Origin of the sequence: Streptomyces sp. 2A115 (assembly GCF_052245575.1) — a bacterium.
Taxonomy (GTDB): Bacteria; Actinomycetota; Actinomycetes; order Streptomycetales; family Streptomycetaceae; genus Streptomyces.
In genome coordinates this window covers 22,958-47,785 of the sequence record NZ_JBQQCG010000024.1, presented here as the reverse complement: position 1 = coordinate 47,785, position 24,828 = coordinate 22,958, and the positions used below count along the sequence as shown (strand labels likewise).

The following is a 24,828-nucleotide window of genomic DNA, read 5'->3' as shown; positions in this document are numbered from 1 at the left end:
CACTCACGTGTCGAGGAAGTCCCATTCCTCCCCAAGCACCCAGCGCAGAGCCGAGAGCTTGCCGTGCATGAAGCCCCATTCCCAATCATCGACTGGCGGAAGGCTTTCCAGGCCGTACGTGTCCTCGACGCGCTTTCGGGCTGCCATCATACCTTCCTTAATCGACTCCGGCAGTTCGGAATGCTTCTCCGGATGAAGCTCCTCACTAATCACACTTCGCCCATACCAGATTTTGTCAAAAAATTCGTGCTCGGCGGTAAGAATATCTGCGAGTGATCGGGTCTCGGATGCGTTCTGGATGAATTCCACCTCATCGGCTTCATCGAGATAATCGCTGCCCAGTTCCTCTCCGAGAACCTTGACCAGGCCATCCACTTCATAGACATAGTGAGAGTTCGATGCTGTGAAGAGGTTAGCGATGTCGTCGTGGGGCTGGCGTCGGTCGCCCTTGGGAACCGAGAAGTCAATGTAGTTGGCCGTCGCAAAGACGTACTGATCTTCGCCCGATCCGGCAGCAAGGGCGGTTGCATACTGCTCAACCAATAGCGCATCAGCCACGCTGTTCTTGTCGAGATGGAGCGGGGCCCGCTTTTCGAGGCCACGCCTGACGACGGCCGCATGCTCCACGTCCCTCGACAGAAGTTGTGTCCCTACGCGCAGCAAATCTGAGATTTCGGAGAAGTTCTGGAGAGAGCGAGCACTTACGTACGGGATCTGGTGGGACATTTCGGCAATCCAACGCTGGGCCTCGTCATCGCCATAATCTTGAAGATCCTGACGGAGAACTCGAAAGCGCTCTCGAACGCTCGTCGATGTTGCCGCTTCTGCGCGCGGGCGGTTTCGGTTGAACTCGTCCAGGATCAGAGATGGGACAAGGAGTTCGATCTTCTTCTGAGACAGCAGCAATCGCAGGGGGACGATGATCTGCTGACCGTCCCGACGCTTTGCAATATTCAACCAAACAGACGTGTCGATGAGTAGTCGGAGCATAGCGAGATCGTAGGGGAGACACGACCACGACTGAAGCTTTTCGCTGTTCGCCCTGCGGGACGCGCTCGCCTTGGACCTGGAGATGCGGCGGCCCGATCAAGAACGGCATGCCCGCGACGGAGGAGACCCGGGCGAAGACGGCCCCGAAGTGCGGCGCGCACCTTCGGGGGCACGTCGTCAACGAGCGGGTGAAGCACTGGTTCGCCAAGGCCGGGCTGGTGAGCGACGGCCGACCAGTCACCTCCCATGGCCTGAGTGCGGGCGGCGCCACTGACCTCGCCGAGGCGGGTGCCACCGATCAGGAACTCGAGGACGCCGGCCGCTGGGCCAAGGGATCCTCCATTCCTCGCAAGGTCTACGTGCGCCCGGCTCAGGCCGGAAAGAAGGACCCATTCGACGAGGTCCCCGTGCACAACCCGGCGGCGGTGACGGAGGACTGACGCGGCATCCGCGCGCGGGGACGTCCTCGGATACCGCTAGGAGTTACTCGCCCTTGGGGAACCCTCCAGCGAGGCGAGGACCGATCCGCGCGCAGCGGGCGACGTACTCCACGAGGTGCCGGGCTTGGAAGCCCTCGGCGTCCCAGTCGTCTTCCTGGACGTCGTCGCCTCGCCAGATGTACGCCCATCCCGACTTGCCCGTGGAGAGGGCGACTTCTCGCAGTTCGTAGCGGAGATCCTCGAATGCGTCGAGGATCTCCCATTCCTCATAGCTGAGGTCAGTCAGCAGCAGGCCGGAGGCCGCGCCGCCGCGCGCCGAGCCCACGAGGCCGGGGTACACCCGCCCTTCCAGTGCGGCGGCGCGCCACCCGGGCGCGGAGGCTGACGTGCGGGCAGGTACTCGCCCTAACAGGGCTTCAAGGACGACATCGAACCTCAGCGTGCCGTAGACGAAGAGTTCGTTCGGGCCGTCGGGAAGCAGATGTCGGCGGCTGGAGGTCACCGACACAACGCTCTCCACTCGTCATCGAGCATCGCGTGCACGACCGAGTCACGCCATCGGCCAGCTTTCTTGATGTGAGCGCGAATAGTGCCCTCCTCGACCATGCCCGCCGCCGTCATGGTCTTCGCCGAAGCCTCGTTGAGCGGGGAGCGTGCACCCCAGATGCGATGCAAATCAAGGTCGTCGAACCCGAGCCCGAGGAGAAGGCGGACGGTCTCGAGGCCGTATCCGACTCCCCACGCGTCGGGGCGCAGCGCGAAGCCGAACGTGGCCGCGAGCTGCTGGTGTGGATCCATGGCGAGTCGGCCGAACCCGATCAGTTGCTTCGTATCCCGCTCGATGACGGCGAGTGCGTACTCGCTGCGTGGCTCCGCGGTGGCCGAGGCGAGAGATCGAGCCACGATCTGGCCCACTTGCTCGCGCGTACGCGGCTCGAACGAGAGGTGCTCTGCGGCCTCCGGGCTGCCGTAGATGGCGAGCACAGCGTCGACGTCCTCGATGGCGAGTTCCCGCAGCTCGAGGCGTGGGCTAGAGCGCTTAATCGGGTACATGTCTCGGACTCTACCCGCGGGGCAGTGCCGGCCGACTTGCCGGGAAGGCCTCGATCTCCGCACGCAGGTCCCGGGCGACAACGGCCGTACGCGCCGGGCCGCTCATCAGCGCCTGACGTACGCGCTGCGCCGAGACCACAATGCCGTTGTTTCGATGCGAGTTCGGCAGGTCCAGCACGGGACGAATAGCCGCTGCGGTGCCGTCCAAGTCACCGCTGAAGAGACGGATCAGGGCTAGGTCGCACTGCGATCCTGCGAGGTCTCCAAACGCCCAGTTCGGGGAGCTGGGGTCGCTGAAGCCCTGCACGGCCCGTTCTGCCTCCGCGGCGAGTTGCGCGTCTCCGTGGCCGAGGAGCGCCTCGGACTCCACTGCGTAGTAGAGCTGCTTTTCCGGGGCGTAGGTGAACAGTCCGCCGAGTCGGTCCAAGTCGTCGAGTGCTACCCGCTCTCGCCGGTCGGCAGCATCCTGGTTGACGATGCGCACCGTCGCCTCGTCGCCCAGGACCGCGGCGGCACGGGCCTGGAGGCCGAGCAGCCACAGCCCGACGGTTCCACGCAGGCCGGCGGCGGTCGCCGCGCCCTGGCTTGCGTAGTGATAGGCGTCCTCCGGCTTGTCCGCCCAGTAGGCGATCAGCGACTTGAGCCCGTCGGTGAGCGCGATGAGACCCGGGTGTTCGGCGGTCCGAGCGCAGGAGGCGGCGACGCGGGTCATGGTCATCGCCTGGTGCGGCGACTCCATGTCGTTGAAGCCCTTGGCGACGAGGAACGACAACACAGCGGCCTTCACGTTCAGGTCGCGCAGGTGCGAGAGCTGCCGGACCCTGCCGCCCTCGAGGAGGCGGAACACCTGCTCCTGGGTCTCGAGCAGGTCGTCCCAGATCGTCGACAGGGGGTCACGCGGGTAGGCGGCGACCAGGCGCCCCACCTCGTCGTCGAGCAGGTCAAGCGTATCGTCGCCCACCGTCTCGCGGTCCTTCCCCAGGAGGAACTCCTTCGCGCGTTGCACAGCCACAGCGCCCGTCCTTTTCATCTCGTTCAGGTCCACACCAGGCTCGGCATGGAGTGCAGTCGGTGACACGCCAGTCAGTGGAGAGAAGGTCGGGATGGCGCCCTCGGGCACCTCGGTCCACAAGTCGTCGATGCTGAAGCCCAGCATTTCGACAATGACCGGGCGGAAAGCCCGTTGGGGCCTACGACCGTCGTAGAACCATCCCTCGACAGTCTTTGACGCCGGTTCAGCGTTCTCTAAGCCGAGCCTCGCAGCCGCTTCCCTGTAGAGCGGAAGGATGTCCTCGGGCGTGCGTATGCCGCGCGCTTCGAGGGCTTTCCGAAAGAACAACACGGCGCTCGCCTCCCATTCCATCTGCCTGGCACCTCACGGCCACCACGGTAGAACGCTGTCCCCATCAAGATGCCCCGTACAGACGCTACTTAGCGGGTCCGGGGGAAGTCCGAGGAAGTTCCGAGGAAGACCGTCAACTTCGTGCCAAGACCCGAGGGACGTCTGGGGGTAGAGCCGTCTGCACGCTGTTGCAACCCTCGTAACAGCCCTCGCTGAGAGTGCCCGAACGTGCACATTCATGGATCAGGGAGTCCCCCCATGCCCTCCAGAGTTGCCGGAGCGACGACAGTCGTACGGACGCCTCGCGCCGTCCGTCACGGCGACGTGATGAGTGAGCGCTTCAAGGTCGCTGCTCGTCGCGGTGACGCACCGCCCCGCGCAGAGGACGCATGCCGCGTAGGAGTGATGCGCCGGATCGCTGCAGCGCGGCTCAGGCACTGCGGACTTGAGACGATGCAGGGCGACGTGATGGTGATCATCTCGGAGCTGCTGACCAACGCCCTGCTGCACAGCGGCACCAAGGAAATCAGCCTGAGCATCACAGTCCGAGACGGCTTCCTGAATGTGACCGTCACCGACGACATGCCAGGCAGTGCCACACGCAAGTACGTCAACGACAAGGCTGAGTCCGGGCGCGGCCTCGCCCTCGTCGAGGCCCTGGTTCAGGAGAACGGCGGGGACTGGGGAACTCGCGATGCCGGCGCCGAGACCTGGTGTCGTCTCGCCCTGCCCGAGGAGGCGCGGTGACGACAGGTTCCGCCCTTGCCCCCTGTTGGGACCATCCCGTACGGGCAGCCGTACCGCCCTTCGCCGAGGCGGGCCTGAAGAGAGTCCTCGAGAAGATTCAGAGGTGGGCGCCGTACGTCGATGGCCTGTTACTCGACGACATCGCGGCCGTCCTGGACGACTACATGCCCAGCGAGGACGAGGCCGACGAACATGCGCAGCGGCTCCGTGGCCACCTGATGTGCCTCGTAAATCTCGCCGTCACTTCCAAGGTGGACCAGCGGGATCAGAAGGTGGCCGGCCTCGTTGAGCGGGGTCGCATCATCCGGTCCGAGGAAGTACCCAGCGACCACCGGCGGGCCGTCGGAGCCGTCCGGCAGATGGCGTGGACACTCAACGAACTCCTCGAACTGCTGGTGGAGAACCAGTGCCTCACGGAGGAGCCGTGACCTTCCCGTCCGTCAGACTTGCTTACAACCCCCGGGCCATAGACCCGCGGGAGCCGCGCCTTTCGCTGGTGCCCTACATCACTCAGAGGGCCGGGGAAGACGCAGCGTCAGACAACCTCTTCATCGCCCGGCATTCGTCCGGCCCGCGGTTGTACTACCGAGATGAGGACCCCAGGGACCGAGACCCGCGAGGCGCCCTGTGGGCCCGGTGCAGTTGGAACCCCGTCGACGCGAAAGGCCGGATTACCGGCGAACCGCAGTGGAAGCTGATGCACCCTCACCGGCAGATGGTGTGCATGCAGACGATGGTCTGTCAGGTCTGCACGCGCACCGCCCGGACGCCGCTCGGCTTCATCTTCCTCGCCGGCCCCAGGGACCACGACCCGACCCAGGCGCGCATCCTCACGAACCAGCCGCCCGTGTGCCGGAAGCACGCCCGTGCAGCCGCGAAGCTCTGTCCGCACCTCGAGGACAACCCGATGGTCTTCCTGGCCAAGAGCGCGCCCCTGTTCGGCGTGCACGGCACCCTGTACGGCCTCGAGGGGCAGGGTGTGAAGGTCGTTGCCCAGCCGGACGCGCCGCTGCCGTACGGCCACGCGAACATCGGGACGTTCCTCGCCTCGCAGTTGGTTCGCCGTCTCCAGTCGTTCCGCACCGTCGGCCTCGACGAGTTGCTCGAGGACCTGGCGACGTCCGCCGCCCCGTAGACCCCTGTCCGAAATCCCCCCGCCCTTTCAACGACGAGGCCATCCATGCCCGACTCGTTAGCGACCAGCGCCGTCTCCGCCCGCCGCGGAGAACGTACGGCAGCCCCCAATGCCATGAACCTGATTGTGACGCCCGTTGGTGCCGATTCCGACCTGCGCTCCGTCTTGGAGGACCTGAAGATGGGCCGCTACTCGGCCGCCCGCGACCTGCTCATCCGTACGGGTGGCAACTGGTCGTTGTACGCGAGCCGGAGTCAGCGCCTCACGGACAGCGCGGCTGGACGCGGTGTCCTGAAGATGTGGCGGGACGAGGAGCCCCACAGTGCACACGCCGCCACGCTTTGGGCGTGGTCGCTGACCCGGGGAGCGATCGACCTCCACCGCGAGGGTGCGAACACCGAGGTCGTGGGGCGCGCTGCGGCGATGGCCCAGCAGGAGTGGAAGAAGGTGGACGAGCTGTGGCCGCACTCTCCGGAGCCGTGGTCCGGGCGACTTCAGCTGAGTCAACTTCCCTACGACGCACGGTACTTCGACCCCCATTGGCGCAATCGCCAAGAGCCGTGGAACAAGCTTGCCGATCCCGTGATGCACCACGAGGGCCCGTGGCCGCTTCTGGGTGAGGTCAACCGGCGCCATCCGGGCAGCCGGGACGGCCACCACCGCATGCGCGAATACTTCCTGCACCGTCACGGGGCCTCTGTCTCCAGCCAGTACACGCACTGGCTTGTCGCAGGCGGCCAGCTCAACCCCGAACTGCTCGTCCTGCCTCTGTATTCACAGATGGACCTCTACCGGGAGCGGCACAGCGACGGCCGTAACTCCGCCCTCCAGTTCTGGCAGACGGAACAAGTGCGGCACTTCGCGACCCGGGCCTACGAGGGATGGTTCGCCCACATCCCGAGGACCGAGTACGCCTGGGTGTCGCCCTGGGACCTGAACCACCTGGCGCATGCCCTGGTGGGCTGCGGCGAGACCGAGCGCGCTGCCTGGGTGTTCCGGGCGCTGGGCCCCTACGCCACACCGCAGCCGTGGAAGGACGTCCTGGAAAGCCTGGGCCGCTCCAGGGACTGGACCGATGAGTTCCTCCGCATCCGCACCACCGTCCTCGGAAGGGGTGCGCCCCGATGAACAGCCGTGCGCCGCCGCCGCGCCCAGCGCCTGCCCCTTCCGTCCCTGAAACCTCTCCCTTCTCCCTGAATGGACTCTGGTGTCTCACAGAAGTGCCGTCACAATGACGCCGCCGGATGACGATGACGTCCTCGAAGCCCTCGGAATCAAGCCTGAACTGTCCCGCAAGATGGGCCCGTTCGGAAACTACGCGATCAGCCTCACCGTCATCTGCGTCCTGGCCGGCGGCATGGCCTTGTTCGGCTTCGGCCTAGCGCACGGCGGGCCCGTCGTCATGCTGGGCAGTTGGGTCGTGATTGGCGGGCTGACGCTGCTGGTCGGCATGTCGCTGGCCGACGTGGTCTCCGCCTACCCGACCTCCGGCGGACCGTACTTCATGGCCGAGAAGCTGGGCGGCAAACGCTGGGGCTGGTACACCGGCTGGCTGAACCTGCTCGGCCTGCTCGGCGCCATCGCCGGCATCGACTACGGAGCCGCCGCGTTCATCGGCGCCTTCGCACAGCTCCAGTGGGACATCACCCCCACCCCGACGAGCACCCTGCTGATATTTGCCGCCATCCTGCTCCTGCACGGACTGCTCAACTCCGCGGGCGTGCGCCTGGTCAACATCCTCAACTCGATCTCGGTGTGGTGGCAGCTCATCGGCGTCGCCGTCATCGTCGGCACGCTCACCTTCGCTCCGACCAAGCACCAGTCGGTGAGCTTCGTGTTCACGCACTTCCACAACGACACCGGCTTCAGCCCCGTCTACGTCGCGCTCATCGGCGGCCTGCTCGCGGGCTACACCTTCTGCGGCTACGACGCCTCCTCACACGTGGCTGAGGAGACCACCGACGCACAGATGTCCGCCCCGAAGGGCATGGTCCGTTCCATCTGGGTGTCCTGGGTGGCCGGTTTCGTGCTCATCGCCGGCCTGCTGTTCGCGATGCAGGACTACACCGCCACCCAGAACACGGCGACCGGGGTCCCGCCGGTCGCGATCTTCCTCGACGTCCTGGGAGCATCCGGCGCCAAGGTTCTGCTGTTCATCGTCATTGTGGCGATGCTGTTCTGCGGCAACGCCGAGGTCGCCGCGGCCAGCCGCATGATCTACGCGTTCTCGCGCAGCCGCGCTCTGCCCGGCTGGGAGAGCTGGCGGCGTGTCAACGCCCGGACCAAGACCCCCACGCGGGCCGTGTGGTTCGCCGTCGTCGTCCCCTTCGTACTCGCCCTGCCGGCCCTTTGGTCGCCTGCCGCCTACGGTGCGATCACCGCGATCAACGCGGTCGGCATGATTCCCACCTACGGCATCCCCGTCTTCCTGGCCCTGCGCAAGGGACGCCACTACGAGAGCGGCCCGTGGACCCTGGGGCGGTGGCGGCGGCCGGTCGGCGTCATCGCAGTCATCTACGTCGTCATCATCACCGTGGTGTTCTGCCTTCCGCAGTCCACGCCGATCACCGGCGAGACCTTCAACTACGCCGGCGTGACGCTGCTGGTCGCGCTGCTGCTCGCCACCGTCACGTGGATGACCCGCGGTAAGCGGAACTACCAGCTCGCTGCCGCAGAAACCGCCCTCCCCAGCGAGGCCGCGGAGTTCAGCGGGGGAGGCTTCTGATGACGACCGGAAAATCGGTACGTCCCGCTACGCCCTGGCTGTCCGGAGCGGTCTCCGAGAAGTCGCTTCGAGACGCCGTGGAGGCACGGCGCATCACCGAGATCATGCTCGGCTTCCCGGACATGCAGGGACGTCTGAAGGGTAAGACGTTCAGCGCGCCCGTGTTCCTGGAGCGGATGACCAGCGGTGCGGAGATGTGCTCCTACCTCCTGGCCACCGATACCGGCATGAACCCCCTGGACGGGTTCGAACTCACCGGCTGGAAACAGGGATTCGGTGATTTCCTCGTCACACCCGACCTGAATACCGGCCGAGTGCTCTCCACCCGGCGCAGTACCGCCATCGTGATCGGGGCCCCTTTCCACCACGATGGCACACCGGTCACGGTGGACCCCCGCCACATGCTGCACGCCCAGCTCGACCGGATGCGCGGGCTGGGATACGAAGTAAAGACGGGAGTGGAGAGCGAATTCGTCCTCTTCTCAAAATGGGACTCAGGCCTGGTACCCGCGTGGAGCGAGAACCTCGACTACGCCCTGGACCACCCGCCCGACATCAGTGACTTCTCCCGCCATCTGAGCGACGCCATGACCGACACAGGTATCCCCTACGAAGCGATCAAGACGGAGGGCGCGGCAGGCCAGACCGAGGTCACGTTCGAATACGGCGATTCCCGCGAAGCCTGCGACGACTATGCCGTCTTCCAGCTCCTCACGCGCGATGTTGCCGGGCGCGACGGCATGGTCCCAGCCTTCATGGCAGCCCCGCAGACCGGCACGAGCAGCGGGCTCCACCTGCACGTGTCGCTGTGGAACGAGCACGGCGATCCGGGATTCGCCCACGACCGCGGCGAAGACCTACCGCCGCTGATGATGCACGCCATCGCAGGCCTGATCTCCGTTTCGCCGAACCTGGCCCCGCTGTACGCGCCCAGCCACAACTCCTACAAGCGCTACCAGCCGCACAGCTTCGCCCCCACCCGCTACAACTGGGGCATCGATCACCGCGGCTGCGCCGTCCGCGTCACCGGCCACGGCACAGGCACCCACCTGGAAGTCCGCCTCGCCGGCGCCGACGCCAACGCCTACCTCGTCCTCACCGCCTACCTCGCCGCAATGGCCCATGGCATCGAGGAGAAGCTGACGCCACGGCCACCCTGCGAAGGCGACGCCTACCAGGATCGCAGCACGGTACCCGTCTACGCCGATCTGGCTGAAGCGCTCCAGCACTTCGAGCACAGCCCCATCGCGGACAGCCTGCTAGGCAAGGACGTCGTGCAGCACTACGCCCATGCCGCCCACGCCGAACTCGACTGGCACCGCAGGCACGTCACCGACACGGAACAGCGCCGCGGAATCCGCTGATTTCCCCGGCAGCAGGGTGCAACACCTCGTTCCCCGGACCCGACTACGGCCGGGAACCGAGGGTCCGACTCGCGGCCCCTGACAAGGCCAGAGGGCCTGGTCCTTGGTGGGTCCAGACCCGTCCTGGTCTTCGCGGGGTGGCTCCCGCGGAGACCGGGACACCACCCCTCACCAGCCCCCTGCGCAACAACACCATCGCCTTCGAACCAAGGAGAAACACATGTCCGTTGCGAGTGCTGACGCTCCGACGCTGGTCGAGCAGCAGGCAGGGCTGTTCCGCGAACTCAACGCCGTGCTGCACCGGCACCCCATCGGCGCGGCCCTGCGTCTCCTGCTCATGCCGGGGGAACTGGCCCTGGGAGTGGACGAGGTGCTCGTCCAGGAGGTCGACGCCGAGCGGCGTGTGGTGGAGCTCCGTCCGCGGCACCTGGCGGATCTCCGTCCCGAGGACGTACTCCACGCGACGCGGGTTCTCGACCCGGCCGACCACGCCCTCAACGAGCACGCCCTCCAGGCCCGCGCGAGTGACTGTTACAAGAAGGACGGCTCGCACTGGTACGTGATGGCCCAGCAGCGGGGTGAGTCGTGACGTCACCTGAATCGCCTGTCGCCACGGCCACCGCCTTCCTCGCGCCCCTGGCGGCCATGGTCCTGCCCGAGATACGCCTTGCGCTCGGCCAACTCCGACACGAGAAGGGCGTGTTCACGGCGGAGTGGCTCGCGGTCCGGCCACTGCCGACGGCGGAGGCGACGCAGCGAGGCCAGACGATCGCCCTGGCTGACGGCGCCGGCTTCACCCGCACGACCAGCGGAGAAGGCGCCGCCCGCGGCCACCGGGAGCGGCCAAGGACCCGGGTGTACGAAAGCCTGCACGTGCGCAGCGACAGCTGGCTGAGCCTGGCGACGCTCCAACTGGCTGGTCTGGTGCGACGCGATGTGGTGTGCACGGCTTACGAGTCTCATGCCGGTGACCTCAATCTCGGTGTGCACGACGACGTCTGGACCGGCGTTGTCGTGCAGATCTCGGGCGCGAAATGCTGGAGGGTCTGGCCGAGGGCGCACGGCAGTCCCGAGGAGATCCGCATGGAGGCCGGGGACGTGATGGTCCTGCCGCACGGCATGAAGCACGAGGTCAGCACCCCTGAGACCCCGGGTCACTCATTGCACCTGGTCTTCGCCGCTACGAACCGGCCCATTGATCCGCGTCCCGAGGCGTTCAGCCCCAGCGCCTCATGAACACCTGCCCATCGGCCCAGATGACGTACGACCGTGACCACCGGGCCGAGACAACGCCCCAACCCACCAGACTCCCAGGGAGAACCTCTTGACCGGGCTCGATGACGACGCTTTCCGTGTGGTCTCGTGGAACGTCGAGCACAACGGCATCAGCAACGGCGGTGATGATGCGAAATGGCACCTGGCCATGGACGTGCTCACCGAACTCCAGCCGCACGTGCTCCTTCGCCAGGAGCTGACCCGCGCCGACATGTACGGCGGGCGAGCGGTATGGGCGGAGGCCGCTCGCATCGGCAGCCACATGATTCCGTTCCTCGCCAGCGCCACCCGCGAGTCCGCCAACCCGACCGGCGTCTACGTCGACAGGAACCTGCTCCAGCCCACCGAGTTGTTCGAGCACCGCACGTCGATGTGGCATCCGATCTGCAACCCGGTGGTTCAGCTCAGCGGTGCCGCGAGGAAGCTGAGCCTGGCCTCCTTCCACCTGTGCTCATTCTCCCCTGCCAATCGAGCGGTCGAGGCCCACAGGCTGGTCACACTTGGCAAACCGGGCTTGGAAACGATCATCGGCGGCGACTGCAACTCCTATCCGCACCGCACGGCCGACGAGATAGCAGCACTGCCGGACTGGAGTCAGATCGAGGACCGAAGTCACTTCGTGCACCGCACGATCGAGCGGAACGGCAAACGGCTCTCCGACACCGTCCCGGACGAAATCCTCACCGGTGAGCACGAAGGATGGCCCCCCGTTTTTGTGGATCTGGCCCACCGGGCGGCGACCGTACTGGGACAACCGGAGGCCCTGGCCCCGACGGCGTCGTTGTGGCGCGGGGACCAGGGGCCGAGGCAGCGAATCGATCGAATGTACGCAACGCCGCGGATCGCCGAGGCCCTGGTCCGGCTGGAAGTCGTCGCGACCGACGAGGTGATCGAAGCATCCGATCACGCGCTAGTGATGGCGACGTTCAGCTTCGATGCCCTGCGTCGCGCCCTGTCCCGAACCCCGTGGGAGAAGGCGGTCGCAGCATGAGCACCAAAATCACCTTACTGTCCTGGAACTTTGAGAATAACGGCGGTGGTGACTCCGCAAAGCGCCTGCAGGCGCACGAGATGCTGGTGTCCCTGAGCCCGCACCTGGTGCTTCGTCAGGAGATGTGGCGCGCGGACGCCGACGGCAACGCGATCCTGTACGAGCTGGAGGGCGTGCTCGGTATGCGCGGCTGGCTCGGCCCGGAATCGTGCACCGCGATCTTCGCCGACCCGCGCTTCTTCCACCCGGTGCGTGAGTGGCCCAAGCCCGGCCCCATGTGGGTTTTACCGCCCACAGCACTGACCATGCGCTACCTGCCCGCTGGCACCGAAGCCACACCGTTCGCCCTGGCCTCCTACCACCTCAACTACGCATCCAGCACCAACCGTGCAGCCGAGGCGGAATGGCTGTCAACGTGGGCCGACAAGAAGTGGACCACCTCCCAGGGCGAGACCGTACGGATGCCGTGCCTCGCCGGCGGGGACAACAACAGCTATCCAGTCCCCGGCATCGAGAGCGACCCCGTGCTGCCGGTGCTGAACGAGATCAAGGACCGGCCGCACCGCCTACACCGCTCGTTCATAGGCCCGGACGGTACCCGGGTGATGGATACCCGCCCGGATGAGGCGCTGCGCACCGCCGGCCTAGAGGACGTGGCCCGTCACTGGTCTGCCAAGCACGGAGACAACGCGGCTGCCTCCCGAACGGCCAACGCCTACGAGACGCACGGGCCGGACTCCCGCATCGACCGCGTTTACGCCACCACCGACTTGCTGGACACGGTGACAGGCGTAGATGTGATCGAGGTCCCCGAGGAGCTTTCGGACCACCACATCGTTCGAGTCACGCTCGACGGCGACCGCCTTTCTGACGTCCTCAACCAGCAGCCGAGCGCGCTCGAGTCGCTGGTCGCCCCCTGAGACTGCCGCTCGGTGGCGGACGCCCCGAGCCCGGCCCACCGAGCGGCGTACGACTTCCCAGCTCACTCAGGCCCACCAGTCTGGTGAACGGGGATGGCCAGGAAATCACCTGCCGAGGTAGCCCCATGGCTGCGCTCCGCCGGTGCTGCCCTGGTGTGCACTTCCCACACCAATCCGGCACGAATGAACTGGAGTTGAGATTCATGGCATCAAGCATCGTCACCCTGACCACCACCGGACAGGCCCCCGCCACCGCCTCGTCGGACGGGTTCGACCTCGACGTCTCCCTCGTGGAGGTGGCCGACAGCGCCAGCCTGACCAACCTCACCAACGACGGCTGCGGCAGCACCTGCGGCGCCTGCACCACCAACGTCGCCTGACCCTCGACGACGTGTCTCCAGGTCGGTGCCGCTGTGCCAGTGGCGCAGCGGCACCGACCGCCCGCCCCCTTATCCCACTCGGAGGTAGTGGTGGCTGCTTCGACCACAGTGTTCCGAACCAGCACAACCGCTCTGGTGCGCTCCGTCGCCCACCCCACCATTGCCAGCCCTGCGACGCCGGATCTCGACGGTCGCTCTCACGCAGCCACCGCGGACCGCATGCGGTGGCTGCGTGAGATCTGGGCCGCCGGCGAAGACGCCGAAGCTCTCGAACACGCCGCGCCGACGCTGGCCGCGCAAGTCGAGGCCCTGTTCGCCGCCGACGAGCCCTCCGCGCGCGATGTGCGGCGCACCGCCCTCTCCGTGGCCCGCTACCTCCTGCGGGCCCAGCACCGGCCGACTCCTTTCGGCCTGTTCGCCGGCATCACCACAGCGACGGTCGGCCCACGCGCGCGAGCGGAGTGGGGCACTCGGCATACCGTTACCTCCCGCGCCGGCGCGGAATGGCTGGCCACCGTGGTCCAGCGTCTGGAGACCTGCCCTGTTCTGCTCGACCGGTTGACCGTGCTCGTCAACAACACGATCAGCGTCCGCGGAGACCGGCTCATCGTGCCGTTCCAGGCAGACAGCCGCGAGGACGGGCCGCGCGCCGTCGAAGCGTCGCTGGCCCTGACCGATCCCGTACGGACGGTCCTCGCGGCAAGCCGGACGCCCATTCGAGTCGATGCGCTCGCCGGCAAGCTGACCGCGGAGTTCCCTGGGACGGCGCCGGAGCGGGTGCAGCAGCTCATTGAGGGGCTGGTCCGGCGTCGCGTACTCCTCACCGCGCTGCAGGCGCCCAGCACCGTGACCGATCCCCTGGCGTATCTCCTTGACCAGCTCGACGCCGCTGACGCCGGAGCCGTCGGCCCCATCGCGGACACGGTGCACGAACTCCACGCGATCCACGCTGACTTGACCACGTGTGAGACCCCTGTCGCACGGAAGCAGGTGGCCCAGCGGATGCGGGCCCTGGAGCCGGGCCTGCGCCGTCACCCTCTCGCGCTGGACCTGCGCCTGGACGCCCGCATCGCCCTGCCGGAAGCGGTCGCCCGCGAGGCCGAGCGCGCCGCCTGGGCCCTCACGCGGATGTGTGCCCGCCCGTACGGCACCGCCGCATGGGGCGCCTACCACCAGAAGTTCTACGAGCGGTACGGCATCGGCACGATGGTGCCACTGGGCGAGGTCGTTGCGGACAGCGGCACTGGTTTCCCGGAGGGATACCCCGGCGCCCCGGCCGGCCCGCGTCGACCTCAGCTCTCCACCCGGGATGACGCTCTGGTGCGCATCGCGCAGACCGCTGTCCTCGACGGCCGTGCCGAGGTCGTCCTCACCGACGAACAGCTCGCGGAGCTGGACGTCGGCCCCAAGAGCCCCCGCGTCCCGCCGCACCTGGAGATCGGCGTCCGCGTGCACGCGGCCAGCGTCGAGGACTTGGAGCGCGGCCGGTTCCAGCTAGAGGTCGTCAGCGTCTCGCGCGGCGCCGGCGTCTCCTCCGGCCGCTTCCTGAGCGTGCTGGCCCCCGACGACCGCGCGGCCCTGGCGGCGGAGCTGTCCGACCTGCCGTCCGCCGACTCCGACACCGTCCCCGTGCAGCTCTCTTTCCCGCCCCTGCTGCCCGAAAGCGCCCACGTCACCCGTACCCCTCAGGTGCTGCCCACCCTGCTCAGCGTTGAGGAACACCGTGCTCCGGCCGATCAAGTACTCACCCCGGAGGATTTGTCGGTGGCCTGCGACGGCCGCCGCATGTACCTGGCCGCCCCCGCACGCGGCCGCCGGGTCGAGCCGGTAGGGATGCACGCACTGAACCTCCAGGACCACACCCCGCCCCTGGTGCGGTTCCTTACCGAGTTGTCCCGCGCCCAGTGCGCCCAGGTCACCGTCTTCGACTGGGGCGCCGCCGCTGCGATGCCGTACCTGCCCCGGCTGCGCTACGGCCGCACGGTGCTGGCTCCAGCACGTTGGCGCCTGGTCGCGGCAGACCTCCCCCGACTTGATCGCCCCTCGGCGGACTGGGACGCCGCCCTGGAGGATTGGCGGACACGGCTGCGCGCGCCGCGGCGTGTGTTCCTCGTGGAGGACGATCGCCGACTCTTCCTTGATCTTGACCAGGCAGGCCACCGGACGCTGCTACGTCAGCACCTCAACCGCGTGGGTACGGCTGTCCTTCACGAAGCACCGGCCTCGGAGGCGTACGGCTGGTGCGACGGCCGCGCCCACGAGGTCGTTCTGCCGCTCAAAGCGACCCGATCCCCGGGGTGGCCACCACTGCCGACACCGACCGTGGCGCGTACGCTCTCCTCGGCGCAGATGCAGACACCCGCTGCCTCCTCAGTCCTGCTCGCCGCGGTGTACGGCGACCTGCGTCGACAGGACACTCTCCTGACGCAGTACCTGCCGGGCCTCCTGGAACGCCTCGGCGCACCGTCGTGGTGGTTCATCCGCTTCCGCGATCCCGATCAGCACCTTCGTCTGCGCATCGCCCTGCCCGACCCTGGCGCGTTTGCCGAGACCGCCGGGAAGGTCGCCGCCTGGGTCGGAGAACTTCGCGCCGCCGGACTGGTGTCGGACCTGCGGTTCCCCACCTCCTATCGCGAGATGGGCCGTTGGGGCTCCGGCGCCGCATGGGAGGCCGCCGAAGACGTCTTCCGGGCAGACTCGCGCGCCGTACTCACCCAACTCCGCGAGCCGCAGCGCCCACCCCAGCGTGCGCTGGTGGCCGCGCACACCATCGCAATCACCAGCGCGTTCCTCGGTAGCGTCGAGGCCGGTACCCGCTGGCTGATCGACCACGTCCCGGCCACAGCCCCGAAGCCCCTCCCCCGCGGGCAGTTCACCGAAGCCGTACGGCTCGCCGACCCCACCGACGGCTGGGCGGCACTACACACCGAGCCAGGCGGTGCGGCCATCGTTACCGGCTGGGCCGACCGCGACGTCACGCTCGCCGCGTACCGGCCACACCTGCTCAGCCCGGACACCGACGGCATCGCGCTCGACGACGTCCTCACCTCGTTGCTTCACACGCACTTCGTGCGGCACGCCGCCGTGAACTTCCCCGAGGAAGAGGTCTGCCTCTACCTCGCGCGCGCCGCCTCCCTGGCCTGGACCGGCCGCACCGAGAAGAGAAAGAGGACACGCCCGTGATCGCTCCCGCTGCCGAGCTGTCCACCGCCCTGGCCGACCTCCTGGCCGATCCCGAGACCGCGCCGCTCGGCCCTCGCGCTGCGGCGGAGGACCGGCAACACATCGCCTACGGCCTCCCTGGGATCGCGCTGCTCCACATCGAGCGCGCCGCGGCCGGACTCGCGCCGTGGCACCGCGCCCATGCCTGGCTCACCGCCTCTGCCCGGCAACCGTTCACCAGCGGGGCCGACAGCCACCCCTTCTACGGGGCGCCCGCCCTCGCCCAGGTCCTCGCCTGCGCCACCGACCACATGCCCGGCTCGTACGAGCGCGCCCTCAACACCTTGGATGAGCAGATCGCCCGGGACGTCCTGCGGCGCCTCACGGCCGCGCACCGTCGCCTTGATGCTGGACAGCTCCCCGAGATCGCGGAATTCGACACGATCCGAGGTCTGTCCGGCTATGGCGCCTACCTCCTGCGCCGCAACCCGGGCAGCGCCGCGGTACATACAGTCCTCGACTACTGCGTACGCCTCACTGAGCCGATCGCGCACGCCGGCGAGACCCTCCCGGGCTGGTGGACCCCGACCGCACCCACCGGCCGGCCGGACACCGACCGATTCCCCGAGGGGCATGCCAACTCAGGTATGTCTCACGGCATCGGGGGCGTCCTCGCGCTGCTCGCCCTCGCCGCCCGGCACAACACCGTCGTCGACGGACACCACGACGCGATGCGCACCATCCTCGCGTGGCTCGACCGCTGGCAGGAAGAGACCGGCCACGGCCCCGTCTGGCCGTACTGGGTCACCCGGGCCGAACTTCGCGACGACCAACTCGCCCCGTCCACGCCACGGCGACCGTCGTGGTGCTATGGCACCGCCGGCCTGGCCCGCGCCCAGCAGCTCGCTGCTCTCGCCCTGGGCGACAGCCCCCGTCGTATCGCTGCGGAGAACGCGCTCGTAGCCGCCCTCACTGACACCGCACAGCTCAAGGCCACCACGGACAACGGCCTGTGCCACGGGTTCGCCGGCCTTGCCCACGTCGCCGCCCGGACCGCCGCCGACGCCCACCCCTCGACCGCCGGACAGCTCCAGGCCGTCATCCCTGCGCTCCTCGCCACGATCTGCCCACCCGGCACCGACCCGGCAGCCGCCGCGCCCACCATGGCGAACGAAGCCGGACCCGGGTTCCTCGACGGCGCCGCGGGCATCGCCCTGGCACTCCTGGCTCCCGCCACCACCACGCCGCCCCACACCGCATGGGACGCCTGCCTCCTCATTGCCTGACCACCGCCGATCGAAGGACCGTCATGCCCCCGGACTGGCACCAACACAACGTCGTCTTCACTGACCGCCGGAGCGCGCAGCACGCCATCACCGACCGCCTCGGCCCGGTGCTGTTCGCAGCCGAGGAAGCTGGGCAGGTCACCGGCTGGTGGTTCATGAACAAGCAGCCCTGGCCGCTGCGTTACCAGGCGCCCGAGCCATCCCCGCTCGTCGAACGGCTCCTGAGCGACCTGGCCAACGATGGGATTGTCCGCTCCTGGCTGCCCGGCATCTACGAGCCCGAGACCGTCGCGTTCGGCGGCCAGTACGCCATGGACGCGGCGCACGAGCTGTTTCACGCCGACTGCCGTCACCTGCTCAGCTACCGGCCCGCCCCGGGACGCCTAGGCCGCCGGGAGACGGCTGTTCTCCTGGCGAGCGCGATGATGCGGGCCGCCGGTCTGGACTGGTTCGAGCAGGGCGACGTCTGGGCGAAGTACGCCACCCTGCGCCCGGCCGCCGGACCAATTCCTCCGGAGCGGACCGCCGCCCTGGCCCCGGCGATGCGCACGCTGATGACCGCCAGCACCCCGGCTCTGTGCCGCCCCGGGGGCCCGCTCGACGGACATACCCCGTGGGTGGCCGCCTTCGAGCGGACCGGCGCGGCCCTCGCCGACCTCGCCACGGGTGGAGGACTCACCCGCGGACTTCGCGCCGTTCTCGCGCACCACGTTCTCTTCCACGCCAACCGTGCCGGCCTCCCTCCAGAGGAGCAGCACGCCTTGTCTCACATCGCGAAAGAGGTAGTCATGGGATCGAGTGAAAACAGCTCTTCATCAGCCGGGGCGCCGCACGCAGCCGATAGCGTCAGCGCAGTGAACACCGACACTATTACCACCGCCGAAGCCGATGCCGTCCGGCTCCGCAATGCCCTGGTTGACCAGGTCAAGGCCAACGGGCAGGCCCGTACCCCCGCCGTCGAGACCGCCCTGCGCACCGTGCCCCGGCACCTGTTCGTGCCCGAGGCGACCCTCGAGGCCGCGTATGCCAACAACGTGGTGGACGTCAAGCACGACGCCGACGGCTCGTCGATCTCCTGTGCCTCCCAGCCGGGCATCGTCGCCCTCATGCTGGACCAGCTCGAAGCCCAGCCAGGCGAGCGGATTCTCGAACTCGGCGCCGGTACTGGGTACAACGCTGCGCTGATCGCCCACCTCGTCGGCGAGAGCGGCCACGTCACCACCATCGACGTCGACGACGACCTGGTCGAGGGAGCCCGCGCGCACCTCGCCGCGGCCGGTTTCACCAACGTGGAGGCGGTGACGCGCGATGGCGCCCTCGGACACGCCGAGGGGGCTCCGTATGACCGGATCATCGCCACCGTCGGCGCGTATGGCATCCCCCATGCCTGGCTCGAACAGCTCGCCCCCGGTGGTCGACTCGTGGCCCCCCAGCGACTCAAGGGCAGCGTCTCCCGCTCCATCGTCTACGAGCAGCACGACGGCCGGTGGGTGTCCCGCGGCAGCGAGATGAACACCTTCATGCCGCTGCGCCGAGGCATCGCCGACGACGACCGCCGCGACATCCCGCTCAGCACGGACGGCACCGTACGGCTCCACGCGCCTGCAGCCCAGAACATCAACGCCGACGCCCTGGCCGGAGTACTGGAGCAGCCGCGCACCGAGGAGTGGACCGGCATGATGGTCCGCGCCATGGAGTCACCGGAATGGATGGAGCTGTTCGTCGCCTGCGCCATGCCGTCGGGCCTGGTCCGTATGCACTTCCCGCAGGCCGCCAAAGGCACCCTCCTGACTGAGGACCCCTACCCCTCATCGACCGCGGCCGTCGACAAGGGCGCCGTGACCTACCTCGCCCGCCGCCTGTCCGACCAGAAGACACCCGAGGGCGGCAAGCTGTGGGAGTTCGGCGTCATCGGCCACGGCCCCGGGAGTGACGAGCTGGCCGCGAAGGTCGCCGACGCCATCCGTACCTGGGACCGCGAGTTCCGCGGACGGGAAGCCACCTTCGAGCTGCAGTCCCTCGACACCCCCTCCGTCGAAGAACGGCCCAGCCGGTTCGTCATCGACAACCCCCTGAACCGGGTCATCGTCAACTGGCAGTGACACCGCGTCCCAGCGGTCGGTGCCCGTCGGCCACACGCCAGCGGGCACCGTCGTTTCAGCACCTCTCCGCTCTCGCCCCGGGGGGACCCATGGACCCGCACGGACCCATAGCCCAGCGCTTCCCGCTCGTCGCCCGCTTCCGGCCCGCCTGCCTACCGCTACCCAAACGCGTGCGCGCGCTCACCGAACTGGCTGACAACGCCGCCGACAAGGCGGACCAGGGCCTGGCTTCCGCGGTCTACAACCAAGCCGCTCTCGTTGCCTCCGACCTCGACCTGCCCGAGTTGGCCCGCAGGATGTGCCACCAGCACGCCGCCGCCTATCTCCACGCCTGCCCCCTGCCGGGTATGACCGCGATCCGGGCCCTCGAACCGGTCGTCAACCTCGCGCGCCTCCAGATCCGCGCCGGGCACGCCGACGACGGCCGCCAGCGCCTACTTGCGCTATACAACGCCGTCAGCACTGGCACCGCAGCCGACTTCGAGGGCATCGTCGTCCCGGCCGACCTCACCGCGAGCGCCGAGGACCGCCAAGAGGTCCGCGCCTGGCTGTGGCGGGTCCTCCTCGCCGACGGGACACGAACCCTTACGACTGCCGGCCGCTGGGCGGAAGCGCTCGCCCACATTGAAGAACACCGCGGCGTCGGGCAGAGGATGTTCGACGGCCGCCAGGTCGCCGTGCTCGCTGCTCTCACCGCAGGTGACGCTTCCGCAACCGCGGACCTCCTGGCCCGCACAGAACCCGGGGAGCCGTGGGAGGACGCCGTCACGGGCTGCCTGAACGTGCTGAGCCGCCGGGCGGCCAGCCAACCGTTCCAACGCCACCTGCAGGATCTGGTGGCCGCCTACCTCGTCCGCGCGGACGAGCAGGGCATGACCGTCTTCAACACCAGGCTCGGTCTCACGGTGCTGGACGCGGTCGGCTCCCCCGAGGATTCAGCCGCGCGCCGGGTGGTCACGGAACTCCACCGCCGGGCGACGGCGACGACCGACGGGTATGCCGCCCGGGAGATCCTTGTGCACCCCTCGTTCACCGCCCTCGCGACCGATCGAGAGGCGCAGGACTGTCGTGCCCTCCTCCATGACTGCGCGCTCGGCGCGAGCGCCTTCCCCGCCGATCTACACGCCGAGGTGAAGGCCGCGATACGCGTCAGCGACCGCGTCATCCGGAGCAGCGTCGCAGCCCGCACGGGGCCGTCCGCAGTGTTGTAGGTGTAACAGAACACGGCCGTTGACGTTCGGGAGGTGACGGGGGTTGAGCTTTGCGTCAACCCCACAGTGATCCGGAGGAACGGTGACGATCGCGAAAGCTCCCCCCTCGCCCGAGACCGGCCGATCCCATATGCAGGACAGCCTGTTCTCCTGGCTCGAGCCCGAGACCGCCCCCAAGGCGATCGCGGCTCCGGCCAAACGACCCGCGCCCGAGCACAAGACCGCTCCGCCGCCGGAGCCGCCGGCCGCCAAGGCTGAGGCACCCGACCTCTCCCACGTCTGGGTCGTCGCCGCGGAGATCGAGGTCACGCCGAAGATCGCGAGCGTCGCCGACTATCGGGGCAGTTTCAAGGCCTCCGAGGGGCAGCGCGTCGACGCACTCGAGGTGTATTGCAGGGGCTGCCGCCGGCCGTACGACGAAGTCAGGGGCGACGACTGCGCCGCCAAGAGCGACAACACGCACTTGATCGGCGGCGACCAGAGCAAGCGGGCCAAGCGGAAGGTGCCCACCCCGCCCCCGAACGCGCGGATCATCTCCGGCGGCACCATCAACCGGCGCGGTATCAGCGCCTACATGACTGGGGTGTCCCGGCCCCCGCGCTGAGCGCGCGACGTTAACGCCGCCCACTGTTCATGGTGCGCGGCGTGACTACTCAGCAAACTCACCCGTCGAACGACGACCCCATTGTCGCTACCACCGACATCACTGGGTCGGTGCTCCCCGACGCGAAGGTCGGCCGGGAGGCTCTCGGGCTCCTCCTGCTCTCGTTCGGTGCGCTCGGCGGACTCGGTGCGCTGGGCGCCCTGCACTGGACCGCCGGCCTGTCCGCCGCTCTCATCGGCCTGTGCGCCAGCGGTGTTCTCGTCCGCCGCAACTCCACGCGCCGATGGCAGCAAGACGCCGGAGCCATCGCCGCATTCAGCGGCTACGCAGGACAGACAGCCGTCCTGTTCTACCTGCTGCCCCCGCTGGGATGGCTGGCCATCAGCGCCCTTGTGGCTACCGCAGGCCTCTGGATCTCCAGCGCTGAGGGGGCCTGATGCCCCGCCAACTCTTCCCCGCACTCCGGGGCCTCCTCGTCCCCAGAGGGGCCGTGGAACCAGCGCCCCCGCCCACCGAGACGAAGGATCTCCTGGCCGGAGGCGTCTACACGTCCGTGACGCTCGCTGGTGTCACGAACGTATGGGGCACCCCGGGCCGCGCGGACGGCTGGGACCTCGAGCGCGTCGTCGTCGAGGGCTACGAGCGCAGCATCTGGACCTTCAAGAGCGTCGAGGCCATCAGTAAGCACGCCTCCACTCTCCCGGTGCAGATCGGCCGCGGCGGCGACGAGCGCGAGTTCGAGGAGGTCCTCGAGGACCACCCGCTCCTGCGGTTGCTGAACAAGAAGGCCAACCCGCTCGAGACGGGTGACGTCTTCAAGAAGCGTCTCAGCGCCCAATTGCTCCTCAGCAAGAAGGGCGTGTTCATCGAGAAGACCAAGAGCCGCGGAGGGGTCCTCACCCGGCTTGACCTGCTTCCGCCGGACCGCGTCGAGGTCATCCCGGACGATGAGAACGCCTCGTACGTGAAGCACTTCCAGTTCACGGACTACCGCGGGCACATCCGCGAGCTCAAACCGGAAAAGGTCATCTGGATCAGGGACCCGCACCCGGTCGATCCTTTTTGCGGTGTGACCCCGCTCGAGGCCGCTGGCTTGTCGATCGACCTGGACGTGAAGGCGCGCACCTACAACATCTCGTTCATCGACAACGACGGCCGCCCCGGCGGCATCGTCGGTATCGACCTGGACGGCGTCGACTCCAACGAGGTCGACCGGATCCAGAGGCGCCTCGCCCCGGGCGCGCACAACGCCGGACAGCTCACCCTCGTCGGCACAGGTCCCGGTGGCGTCACCTACGTCGACACCTCTGCCCGCCCGCGGGAGATGGCTTACGAGACCCTCTCCAGCACCGCGAAGAACGAGATCCTCTCCGCGTTCGGTGTGTACGAGTCCGTCATCGGCAACGCCTCGGAGAGGACGTTCAACAACGCCGACCGGGAAGAGTGGAACTTCTGGTCCCACACGGAGCTCCCCCACCTCAACCTGATCGCGTCGGCCTTCGACTCGGACTTGTCCGACGACTGGGTCATCCGATTCGACACCTCCCGTGTCCAGGCGCTCGAGTTCCCCCGCCGTCAGGCCCGAGAAGAGGCCCGCAAGGAGTTCGACGCGGGCCTGATCACGATCGACGAGTACCGGCAGATCGCCAACCGGAAGCCCTTCAACACGCCACAGTCCCGCGCCCTTTGGATCAGCCCGCAGAAGGCACCCGTCCCCGCCAACGACCAGGACGCGGCCGCGCTGGGCCTGGCCCCCGAGCCGGGCGCCGACCCGAACGCGGCACTCCCCGCGGCCGGCGGAGACCAGTCCGCCGCCGCGGCGGTCGCCGAGGCCCGCGAGCTCGAGGCGGCCCCCACTGCCGCCGCCGACGTCGCCCTGGCCCGCGGGGAGGCGCCCCTCGAGCTGCCCTCCGGAACCGGGGGCACCGCGGCCGACGAGGTCGCCGCAGCCCGCGCCCAGACGACCGAGGCCACCCCCGGTGAGGCCGCTGACGACGTCGCCCGCGCCCGCGCCACCATCACGCAGCCCGAAGACGGGCCCGCCGCCGAGGACGTCGCCGCGGCGCGCGCCCAGCTCGAGACCAAGTCTCTGGCCGCTGAAGGGTTCGAGGTCACCGACGCCGACTTCGACAGCCTGTCCATGGCCGTCCAGGCGGCCCTCACTGCGCTTCTGGCACGCCAGGAGGGCGTCATAGTCGCCCGGCTCCGCGCCCCGAAGACCCGCAAGCACACGCGGTTCTGGGAGCCGGAGAACGAGAACGACACCCGCGGCGGTGACGCGAACATCGACGAGGACCGCGTCGTGAGTGCTGCCCGCTGGGCGGAGGAGACGACGAACACCCTCGCCCCGATTCTGCAGCAGGCTGCGACCACCACCGCCCGCAAGCTGGGCCAGGCCGTCGCCAGCACCGACGCGGTGCCCCCGGCCGCCGTGGCTGCCGCTCTCGTAACTGCGATGTACGCCGGCGAGGCCGTGACCGCGCTGCTCGGCGAGCTCGCCGAAGTGCTGCGGGAAGCCCAAGAGAACGATCCGAGCCTTGACCTCGAGACCCTCGTGCACACCGTGGGCGGCTTCTACAACGCGGCCGCGCCCGCGCTGGTGGAACGCGTCGCCGAGACGTGCGCCGTGTCGACCATCAACGGGGCCGCGGACGCCGCGGCGGAGAGCGCCGGACCCGGAGTCGTACGGACGTGGATCACGCGCCAGGACGACCGTGTACGACCTGCCCACAAGGCGCTGCACGGCAAGACCCTGCCTGTCGGCACCCCGTACGAGATCAACGGCGCCCAGCTCCGGTACCCCGGCGACCCCTTCGCGCCGATCGGCCTGACTGTGAACTGCCGCTGCCGCCTGCACTACGACACCGACCCCGAGGAGTAACCCGCCATGTGGCCCGCCATCTGGATCGTCTGGACCGCCATCTTCGCCATCGCCGAGGGAATCGCCCTGGCCAACAAGCGCGAGAACGACACCCTCTCCGAGAACTTCCGACTCCTGTTCCGCACCCGCACCAGCAAGGTCGGCAGAGCCATATTCGCCGTCGGCTGGTTCGGATTCTCCGGCTGGTTCGCCATCCACATCCTCACCGAAACCATGTAGG

24 protein-coding genes are annotated in these 24,828 nt (G+C 68.3%); 20 read left to right on the top strand and 4 right to left on the bottom strand.

All coding sequences use genetic code 11. The features are described from left to right. Positions 1-3 precede the first annotated feature (3 nt). Positions 4-990, bottom strand: a complete 987-nt coding sequence (locus tag ACTWQR_RS21965; protein ID WP_443228822.1) for a PIN domain-containing protein — start codon at positions 988-990, stop codon at positions 4-6. A 107-nt stretch (positions 991-1,097) separates the two neighbouring features. Between ACTWQR_RS21965 and ACTWQR_RS21960 the strand changes: the two genes are divergently transcribed. Beyond that, complete coding sequence (locus tag ACTWQR_RS21960) at positions 1,098-1,430, top strand: hypothetical protein (RefSeq protein WP_443228821.1); 333 nt, start codon at positions 1,098-1,100, stop codon at positions 1,428-1,430. Positions 1,431-1,473: 43 nt separating this feature from the next. Here the strand turns inward: ACTWQR_RS21960 and ACTWQR_RS21955 are convergent, their stop codons facing one another. Genes ACTWQR_RS21955 through ACTWQR_RS21945 form a run of 3 tightly spaced genes read right to left on the bottom strand, consistent with a single transcriptional unit; the run spans position 1,474 to position 3,846 of the window. Then, complete coding sequence (locus ACTWQR_RS21955) at positions 1,474-1,932, bottom strand: gamma-glutamylcyclotransferase family protein (RefSeq protein WP_443228820.1); 459 nt, start codon at positions 1,930-1,932, stop codon at positions 1,474-1,476. Beyond that, positions 1,929-2,483, bottom strand: a complete 555-nt coding sequence (locus tag ACTWQR_RS21950) for a GNAT family N-acetyltransferase (protein ID WP_443228819.1) — start codon at positions 2,481-2,483, stop codon at positions 1,929-1,931. Before ACTWQR_RS21950 ends, ACTWQR_RS21955 begins: the two co-directional genes overlap by 4 nt. A gap of 10 nt (positions 2,484-2,493) precedes the next feature. Continuing rightward, positions 2,494-3,846 carry a hypothetical protein gene (locus ACTWQR_RS21945; RefSeq protein ID WP_443228818.1) on the bottom strand — a complete coding sequence of 451 codons (1,353 nt, stop codon included), beginning with the start codon at positions 3,844-3,846 and terminating at the stop codon, positions 2,494-2,496. Between the two features lie 237 nt (positions 3,847-4,083). Here ACTWQR_RS21945 and ACTWQR_RS21940 point away from each other — a divergent pair, with 237 nt between their 5' ends. From ACTWQR_RS21940 to ACTWQR_RS21850, 19 genes are all read left to right on the top strand, one after another. After that, positions 4,084-4,572 carry an ATP-binding protein gene (locus ACTWQR_RS21940; RefSeq protein WP_443228817.1) on the top strand — a complete coding sequence of 163 codons (489 nt, stop codon included), beginning with the start codon at positions 4,084-4,086 and terminating at the stop codon, positions 4,570-4,572. Further along, positions 4,569-5,000 carry a DUF6415 family natural product biosynthesis protein gene (locus ACTWQR_RS21935; RefSeq protein ID WP_443228816.1) on the top strand — a complete coding sequence of 144 codons (432 nt, stop codon included), beginning with the start codon at positions 4,569-4,571 and terminating at the stop codon, positions 4,998-5,000. The genes ACTWQR_RS21940 and ACTWQR_RS21935 overlap by 4 nt, the downstream gene beginning before the upstream one ends. 296 nt (positions 5,001-5,296) lie before the next feature. Further along, complete coding sequence (locus ACTWQR_RS21930) at positions 5,297-5,707, top strand: hypothetical protein (RefSeq protein WP_443228815.1); 411 nt, start codon at positions 5,297-5,299, stop codon at positions 5,705-5,707. A 45-nt stretch (positions 5,708-5,752) separates the two neighbouring features. Continuing rightward, the gene (locus tag ACTWQR_RS21925) at positions 5,753-6,835 is read left to right on the top strand and encodes a hypothetical protein (RefSeq protein ID WP_443228814.1); all 1,083 of its coding nucleotides are present in this window, start codon (positions 5,753-5,755) and stop codon (positions 6,833-6,835) included. A 103-nt stretch (positions 6,836-6,938) separates the two neighbouring features. Beyond that, a complete protein-coding gene (locus ACTWQR_RS21920; RefSeq protein WP_443228813.1) occupies positions 6,939-8,432 on the top strand; it encodes an amino acid permease in 1,494 nt (497 codons plus the stop codon). Next, positions 8,432-9,796: a glutamine synthetase family protein gene (locus ACTWQR_RS21915; protein ID WP_443228812.1), complete on the top strand. Its 1,365-nt coding sequence runs from the start codon at positions 8,432-8,434 to the stop codon at positions 9,794-9,796. Before ACTWQR_RS21920 ends, ACTWQR_RS21915 begins: the two co-directional genes overlap by 1 nt. A 220-nt stretch (positions 9,797-10,016) precedes the next feature. Continuing rightward, positions 10,017-10,385: a hypothetical protein gene (locus ACTWQR_RS21910; RefSeq protein WP_443228811.1), complete on the top strand. Its 369-nt coding sequence runs from the start codon at positions 10,017-10,019 to the stop codon at positions 10,383-10,385. After that, complete coding sequence (locus ACTWQR_RS21905; protein ID WP_443228810.1) at positions 10,382-11,032, top strand: JmjC domain-containing protein; 651 nt, start codon at positions 10,382-10,384, stop codon at positions 11,030-11,032. The genes ACTWQR_RS21910 and ACTWQR_RS21905 overlap by 4 nt, the downstream gene beginning before the upstream one ends. Before the next feature lie 88 nt (positions 11,033-11,120). Further along, on the top strand, positions 11,121-12,062 hold the full coding sequence (locus tag ACTWQR_RS21900) for an endonuclease/exonuclease/phosphatase family protein (RefSeq protein WP_443228809.1): 942 nt from the start codon (positions 11,121-11,123) through the stop codon (positions 12,060-12,062). After that, positions 12,059-12,982, top strand: a complete 924-nt coding sequence (locus ACTWQR_RS21895; protein ID WP_443228808.1) for an endonuclease/exonuclease/phosphatase family protein — start codon at positions 12,059-12,061, stop codon at positions 12,980-12,982. The genes ACTWQR_RS21900 and ACTWQR_RS21895 overlap by 4 nt, the downstream gene beginning before the upstream one ends. A gap of 203 nt (positions 12,983-13,185) precedes the next feature. Next, positions 13,186-13,362, top strand: coding sequence for an FxLD family lanthipeptide (locus tag ACTWQR_RS21890; protein WP_443228807.1), 177 nt, complete (start codon positions 13,186-13,188; stop codon positions 13,360-13,362). A 219-nt stretch (positions 13,363-13,581) separates the two neighbouring features. Then, positions 13,582-16,545: a lantibiotic dehydratase gene (locus tag ACTWQR_RS21885; protein ID WP_443228806.1), complete on the top strand. Its 2,964-nt coding sequence runs from the start codon at positions 13,582-13,584 to the stop codon at positions 16,543-16,545. After that, positions 16,542-17,810, top strand: a complete 1,269-nt coding sequence (locus ACTWQR_RS21880) for a lanthionine synthetase C family protein (RefSeq protein WP_443228805.1) — start codon at positions 16,542-16,544, stop codon at positions 17,808-17,810. Before ACTWQR_RS21885 ends, ACTWQR_RS21880 begins: the two co-directional genes overlap by 4 nt. Before the next feature lie 23 nt (positions 17,811-17,833). Further along, complete coding sequence (gene fxlM / locus ACTWQR_RS21875; RefSeq protein WP_443228804.1) at positions 17,834-19,912, top strand: methyltransferase, FxLD system; 2,079 nt, start codon at positions 17,834-17,836, stop codon at positions 19,910-19,912. Positions 19,913-20,001: 89 nt separating this feature from the next. Then, the gene (locus tag ACTWQR_RS21870) at positions 20,002-21,123 is read left to right on the top strand and encodes a hypothetical protein (protein ID WP_443228803.1); all 1,122 of its coding nucleotides are present in this window, start codon (positions 20,002-20,004) and stop codon (positions 21,121-21,123) included. Positions 21,124-21,205: 82 nt separating this feature from the next. Further along, complete coding sequence (locus ACTWQR_RS21865) at positions 21,206-21,727, top strand: hypothetical protein (RefSeq protein WP_443228802.1); 522 nt, start codon at positions 21,206-21,208, stop codon at positions 21,725-21,727. A 41-nt stretch (positions 21,728-21,768) separates the two neighbouring features. After that, positions 21,769-22,164, top strand: a complete 396-nt coding sequence (locus tag ACTWQR_RS21860; protein ID WP_443228801.1) for a hypothetical protein — start codon at positions 21,769-21,771, stop codon at positions 22,162-22,164. After that, positions 22,164-24,608: a phage portal protein gene (locus tag ACTWQR_RS21855; protein ID WP_443228800.1), complete on the top strand. Its 2,445-nt coding sequence runs from the start codon at positions 22,164-22,166 to the stop codon at positions 24,606-24,608. Before ACTWQR_RS21860 ends, ACTWQR_RS21855 begins: the two co-directional genes overlap by 1 nt. A gap of 6 nt (positions 24,609-24,614) precedes the next feature. After that, entirely contained in the window at positions 24,615-24,827 is a 213-nt protein-coding gene (locus ACTWQR_RS21850) for a hypothetical protein (RefSeq protein ID WP_443228799.1), read from the top strand. The last annotated feature ends 1 nt before the right edge of the window (position 24,828 follow it).

Coding starts and splice junctions, on each gene's coding strand:
- ACTWQR_RS21920 (WP_443228813.1), top strand. CDS start 6,939: ATGACGCCGCCGGATGACGATGACGTCCTCGAAGCCCTCGGAATCAAG.
- ACTWQR_RS21945 (WP_443228818.1), bottom strand. CDS start 3,846: ATGGAATGGGAGGCGAGCGCCGTGTTGTTCTTTCGGAAAGCCCTCGAA.
- ACTWQR_RS21890 (WP_443228807.1), top strand. CDS start 13,186: ATGGCATCAAGCATCGTCACCCTGACCACCACCGGACAGGCCCCCGCC.
- ACTWQR_RS21950 (WP_443228819.1), bottom strand. CDS start 2,483: ATGTACCCGATTAAGCGCTCTAGCCCACGCCTCGAGCTGCGGGAACTC.
- ACTWQR_RS21910 (WP_443228811.1), top strand. CDS start 10,017: ATGTCCGTTGCGAGTGCTGACGCTCCGACGCTGGTCGAGCAGCAGGCA.
- ACTWQR_RS21930 (WP_443228815.1), top strand. CDS start 5,297: ATGCAGACGATGGTCTGTCAGGTCTGCACGCGCACCGCCCGGACGCCG.
- ACTWQR_RS21895 (WP_443228808.1), top strand. CDS start 12,059: ATGAGCACCAAAATCACCTTACTGTCCTGGAACTTTGAGAATAACGGC.
- ACTWQR_RS21965 (WP_443228822.1), bottom strand. CDS start 990: ATGCTCCGACTACTCATCGACACGTCTGTTTGGTTGAATATTGCAAAG.
- fxlM (WP_443228804.1), top strand. CDS start 17,834: ATGCCCCCGGACTGGCACCAACACAACGTCGTCTTCACTGACCGCCGG.
- ACTWQR_RS21855 (WP_443228800.1), top strand. CDS start 22,164: ATGCCCCGCCAACTCTTCCCCGCACTCCGGGGCCTCCTCGTCCCCAGA.
- ACTWQR_RS21940 (WP_443228817.1), top strand. CDS start 4,084: ATGCCCTCCAGAGTTGCCGGAGCGACGACAGTCGTACGGACGCCTCGC.
- ACTWQR_RS21915 (WP_443228812.1), top strand. CDS start 8,432: ATGACGACCGGAAAATCGGTACGTCCCGCTACGCCCTGGCTGTCCGGA.
- ACTWQR_RS21925 (WP_443228814.1), top strand. CDS start 5,753: ATGCCCGACTCGTTAGCGACCAGCGCCGTCTCCGCCCGCCGCGGAGAA.
- ACTWQR_RS21850 (WP_443228799.1), top strand. CDS start 24,615: ATGTGGCCCGCCATCTGGATCGTCTGGACCGCCATCTTCGCCATCGCC.
- ACTWQR_RS21870 (WP_443228803.1), top strand. CDS start 20,002: ATGGACCCGCACGGACCCATAGCCCAGCGCTTCCCGCTCGTCGCCCGC.
- ACTWQR_RS21885 (WP_443228806.1), top strand. CDS start 13,582: ATGCGGTGGCTGCGTGAGATCTGGGCCGCCGGCGAAGACGCCGAAGCT.
- ACTWQR_RS21960 (WP_443228821.1), top strand. CDS start 1,098: ATGCCCGCGACGGAGGAGACCCGGGCGAAGACGGCCCCGAAGTGCGGC.